The 5,688-nt window shown below is 50.9% G+C and carries 2 tRNA genes and 3 rRNA genes; all 5 read right to left on the reverse strand.

The features are described 5' to 3' along the window. Window positions 1-47 precede the first annotated feature (47 nt). A 5S ribosomal RNA gene (gene rrf, locus E0F99_RS28495) occupies window positions 48-163 on the reverse strand. A 169-nt stretch (window positions 164-332) separates the two neighbouring features. Beyond that, window positions 333-3,224, reverse strand: a 23S ribosomal RNA gene (locus tag E0F99_RS28500). A 251-nt stretch (window positions 3,225-3,475) separates the two neighbouring features. Beyond that, window positions 3,476-3,551, reverse strand: a tRNA-Ala gene (locus tag E0F99_RS28505). 30 nt (window positions 3,552-3,581) lie between these two features. Then, window positions 3,582-3,658: transfer RNA gene (locus tag E0F99_RS28510), tRNA-Ile, on the reverse strand. An 83-nt stretch (window positions 3,659-3,741) separates the two neighbouring features. Next, window positions 3,742-5,278: ribosomal RNA gene (locus E0F99_RS28515) — 16S ribosomal RNA — on the reverse strand. The 16S, 23S and 5S rRNA genes sit together here with 2 tRNA genes alongside, the layout of an rRNA operon. Window positions 5,279-5,688 lie beyond the last annotated feature (410 nt).

The raw sequence follows: 5,688 nt of genomic DNA on the forward strand, positions 1-5,688 counted from the left end.
AAACAAAACCCCTGTTTGCGTTAGCAAACAGGGGTTCTGGAATTTAATCTTGACGATGACCTACTCTCACATGGGGAAACCCCACACTACCATCGGCGATGCATCGTTTCACTGCTGAGTTCGGGATGGGATCAGGTGGTTCCAATGCTCTATGGTCGTCAAGAAATTCGGGTACTGAGTCGTGACCTGATGGCCTCGCTTCAGCAAATTGGGTATGTAATAGCTTTCGGTGTTTTGTGCCGCCGTTGTAACAGCAGTCGAACTTTCGGTTCTATCGTCTTCACACACCGCAATCTGGCCTCTTTCGAGTTCGCAAATTGCTTGGGTGTTATATGGTCAAGCCTCACGGGCAATTAGTATTGGTTAGCTCAACGCCTCACAGCGCTTACACACCCAACCTATCAACGTCGTAGTCTTCGACGGCCCTTCAGGGGACTCAAGGTCCCAGTGAGATCTCATCTTGAGGCTAGTTTCCCGCTTAGATGCTTTCAGCGGTTATCTATTCCGAACATAGCTACCCGGCAATGCCACTGGCGTGACAACCGGAACACCAGAGGTTCGTCCACTCCGGTCCTCTCGTACTAGGAGCAGCCCCTCTCAAATCTCAAACGTCCACGGCAGATAGGGACCGAACTGTCTCACGACGTTCTAAACCCAGCTCGCGTACCACTTTAAATGGCGAACAGCCATACCCTTGGGACCGGCTTCAGCCCCAGGATGTGATGAGCCGACATCGAGGTGCCAAACACCGCCGTCGATATGAACTCTTGGGCGGTATCAGCCTGTTATCCCCGGAGTACCTTTTATCCGTTGAGCGATGGCCCTTCCATACAGAACCACCGGATCACTAAGACCTACTTTCGTACCTGCTCGACGTGTCTGTCTCGCAGTCAAGCGCGCTTTTGCCTTTATACTCTACGACCGATTTCCGACCGGTCTGAGCGCACCTTCGTACTCCTCCGTTACTCTTTAGGAGGAGACCGCCCCAGTCAAACTACCCACCATACACTGTCCTCGATCCGGATAACGGACCTGAGTTAGAACCTCAAAGTTGCCAGGGTGGTATTTCAAGGTTGGCTCCATGCAGACTGGCGTCCACACTTCAAAGCCTCCCACCTATCCTACACAAGCAAATTCAAAGTCCAGTGCAAAGCTATAGTAAAGGTTCACGGGGTCTTTCCGTCTAGCCGCGGATACACTGCATCTTCACAGCGATTTCAATTTCACTGAGTCTCGGGTGGAGACAGCGCCGCCATCGTTACGCCATTCGTGCAGGTCGGAACTTACCCGACAAGGAATTTCGCTACCTTAGGACCGTTATAGTTACGGCCGCCGTTTACCGGGGCTTCGATCAAGAGCTTCGCGTTAGCTAACCCCATCAATTAACCTTCCGGCACCGGGCAGGCGTCACACCCTATACGTCCACTTTCGTGTTTGCAGAGTGCTGTGTTTTTAATAAACAGTCGCAGCGGCCTGGTATCTTCGACCGGCATGAGCTTACGGAGCAAGTCCTTCACCCTCACCGGCGCACCTTCTCCCGAAGTTACGGTGCCATTTTGCCTAGTTCCTTCACCCGAGTTCTCTCAAGCGCCTTGGTATTCTCTACCCAACCACCTGTGTCGGTTTGGGGTACGGTTCCTGGTTACCTGAAGCTTAGAAGCTTTTCTTGGAAGCATGGCATCAACCACTTCGTTAACTAAAAGTTAACTCGTCATCAGCTCTCGGCCTTAGAATCCCGGATTTACCTAAGATTCCAGCCTACCACCTTAAACTTGGACAACCAACGCCAAGCTGGCCTAGCCTTCTCCGTCCCTCCATCGCAATAACCAGAAGTACAGGAATATTAACCTGTTTTCCATCGACTACGCTTTTCAGCCTCGCCTTAGGGACCGACTAACCCTGCGTCGATTAACGTTGCGCAGGAAACCTTGGTCTTTCGGCGTGGGTGTTTTTCACACCCATTGTCGTTACTCATGTCAGCATTCGCACTTCTGATACCTCCAGCAAGCTTCTCAACTCACCTTCACAGGCTTACAGAACGCTCCTCTACCGCATCACTTACGTGATACCCGTAGCTTCGGTGTATGGTTTGAGCCCCGTTACATCTTCCGCGCAGGCCGACTCGACTAGTGAGCTATTACGCTTTCTTTAAAGGGTGGCTGCTTCTAAGCCAACCTCCTAGCTGTCTAAGCCTTCCCACATCGTTTCCCACTTAACCATAACTTTGGGACCTTAGCTGACGGTCTGGGTTGTTTCCCTTTTCACGACGGACGTTAGCACCCGCCGTGTGTCTCCCATGCTCGGCACTTGTAGGTATTCGGAGTTTGCATCGGTTTGGTAAGTCGGGATGACCCCCTAGCCGAAACAGTGCTCTACCCCCTACAGTGATACATGAGGCGCTACCTAAATAGCTTTCGAGGAGAACCAGCTATCTCCGAGCTTGATTAGCCTTTCACTCCGATCCACAGGTCATCCGCTAACTTTTCAACGGTAGTCGGTTCGGTCCTCCAGTTAGTGTTACCCAACCTTCAACCTGCCCATGGATAGATCGCCCGGTTTCGGGTCTATTCCCAGCGACTAGACGCCCTATTAAGACTCGCTTTCGCTACGCCTCCCCTATTCGGTTAAGCTCGCCACTGAAAATAAGTCGCTGACCCATTATACAAAAGGTACGCAGTCACCCAACAAAGTGGGCTCCCACTGCTTGTACGCATACGGTTTCAGGATCTATTTCACTCCCCTCTCCGGGGTTCTTTTCGCCTTTCCCTCACGGTACTAGTTCACTATCGGTCAGTCAGTAGTATTTAGCCTTGGAGGATGGTCCCCCCATATTCAGACAAAGTTTCTCGTGCTCCGTCCTACTCGATTTCATGACTAAGAGATTTTCGCGTACAGGGCTATCACCCACTATGGCCGCACTTTCCAGAGCGTTCCGCTAATCTCAAAGCCACTTAAGGGCTAGTCCCCGTTCGCTCGCCACTACTAAGGGAATCTCGGTTGATTTCTTTTCCTCAGGGTACTTAGATGTTTCAGTTCCCCTGGTTCGCCCCTTACACCTATGTATTCAGTGTAAGGTAACCATCTTATGATGGCTGGGTTCCCCCATTCAGACATCTCCGGATCAAAGTCTGTTTGCCGACTCCCCGAAGCTTTTCGCAGGCTACCACGTCTTTCATCGCCTCTGACTGCCAAGGCATCCACCGTATGCGCTTCTTCACTTGACCATATAACCCCAAGCAATCTGGTTATACTGTGAAGACAACATTCGCCGAAAATTCGATAATACTCAATTACGAGTAACTCACAAATTTTACCTTAGCCTGATCCGTTACCAGTGAAAGTAACGTTCAGTCTATCTTTCTATCACATACCCAAATTTTTAAAGAACGATCTAATCAAAGACTAGAAATCAACATTCACCATCACATTGATGGAATGCTCATTTCTAAGCTTTCAAAACTTTCAGAAGCAGTAGTGGTGGAGCCAAACGGGATCGAACCGTTGACCTCCTGCGTGCAAGGCAGGCGCTCTCCCAGCTGAGCTATGGCCCCGTATTTCTACAGGCGTTTCCCACACAAAATTGGTGGGTCTGGGCAGATTCGAACTGCCGACCTCACCCTTATCAGGGGTGCGCTCTAACCAACTGAGCTACAGACCCAATTTCGGGCTGCTTCTTTATCGTCTTCTTCAATGAATCAAGCAATTCGTGTGGGAACTTATGGAGCAGCTGATGTCGTCGATTAAGGAGGTGATCCAGCCGCAGGTTCCCCTACGGCTACCTTGTTACGACTTCACCCCAGTCATGAATCACACCGTGGTAACCGTCCTCCCGAAGGTTAGACTAGCTACTTCTGGTGCAACCCACTCCCATGGTGTGACGGGCGGTGTGTACAAGGCCCGGGAACGTATTCACCGCGACATTCTGATTCGCGATTACTAGCGATTCCGACTTCACGCAGTCGAGTTGCAGACTGCGATCCGGACTACGATCGGTTTTGTGGGATTAGCTCCACCTCGCGGCTTGGCAACCCTCTGTACCGACCATTGTAGCACGTGTGTAGCCCAGGCCGTAAGGGCCATGATGACTTGACGTCATCCCCACCTTCCTCCGGTTTGTCACCGGCAGTCTCCTTAGAGTGCCCACCATTACGTGCTGGTAACTAAGGACAAGGGTTGCGCTCGTTACGGGACTTAACCCAACATCTCACGACACGAGCTGACGACAGCCATGCAGCACCTGTCTCAATGTTCCCGAAGGCACCAATCTATCTCTAGAAAGTTCATTGGATGTCAAGGCCTGGTAAGGTTCTTCGCGTTGCTTCGAATTAAACCACATGCTCCACCGCTTGTGCGGGCCCCCGTCAATTCATTTGAGTTTTAACCTTGCGGCCGTACTCCCCAGGCGGTCAACTTAATGCGTTAGCTGCGCCACTAAGAGCTCAAGGCTCCCAACGGCTAGTTGACATCGTTTACGGCGTGGACTACCAGGGTATCTAATCCTGTTTGCTCCCCACGCTTTCGCACCTCAGTGTCAGTATTAGTCCAGGTGGTCGCCTTCGCCACTGGTGTTCCTTCCTATATCTACGCATTTCACCGCTACACAGGAAATTCCACCACCCTCTACCATACTCTAGTCAGTCAGTTTTGAATGCAGTTCCCAGGTTGAGCCCGGGGATTTCACATCCAACTTAACAAACCACCTACGCGCGCTTTACGCCCAGTAATTCCGATTAACGCTTGCACCCTCTGTATTACCGCGGCTGCTGGCACAGAGTTAGCCGGTGCTTATTCTGTCGGTAACGTCAAAACAATCACGTATTAGGTAACTGCCCTTCCTCCCAACTTAAAGTGCTTTACAATCCGAAGACCTTCTTCACACACGCGGCATGGCTGGATCAGGCTTTCGCCCATTGTCCAATATTCCCCACTGCTGCCTCCCGTAGGAGTCTGGACCGTGTCTCAGTTCCAGTGTGACTGATCATCCTCTCAGACCAGTTACGGATCGTAGCCTTGGTGAGCCATTACCTCACCAACTAGCTAATCCGACCTAGGCTCATCTGATAGCGCAAGGCCCGAAGGTCCCCTGCTTTCTCCCGTAGGACGTATGCGGTATTAGCGTCCGTTTCCGAACGTTATCCCCCACTACCAGGCAGATTCCTAGGCATTACTCACCCGTCCGCCGCTCTCAAGAGAAGCAAGCTTCTCTCTACCGCTCGACTTGCATGTGTTAGGCCTGCCGCCAGCGTTCAATCTGAGCCATGATCAAACTCTTCAGTTCAAACATCTTTGGGTTTTTAAGAAACCCTAAACTTGGCTCAGCAATCGTTGGTTACATCTTTGATTTCTCGCGGAGTAACTTGTGATGCTGATAATCTTGTTGACTATCAGTCTGACTCCACAAGCACCCACACGAATTGCTTGATTCAGTTGTTAAAGAGCGGTTGGTTAAGATCTTTCGTCTCAACCGAGGCGCGCATTCTACAGCAGCCTCATTTGCTGTCAAGTGATTATTTTCAGAAGTTTTCGAAGATTTCTTCAACAACTTCAACCACTTGCGCTTCCGATCTCTCGTTAGCGGGAGGCGAATTCTACAGCGTTACACGCTGCTGTCAACACCTCTTTTTCTCCGCTTTCGACCGAGAAGATCGAAACGTTAATAGAGCCAAACAACACTGCCCTACCAACTCC

Origin of the sequence: Pseudomonas antarctica (assembly GCF_900624995.1) — a bacterium.
Classification (GTDB): Bacteria; Pseudomonadota; Gammaproteobacteria; order Pseudomonadales; family Pseudomonadaceae; genus Aquipseudomonas; species Aquipseudomonas antarctica.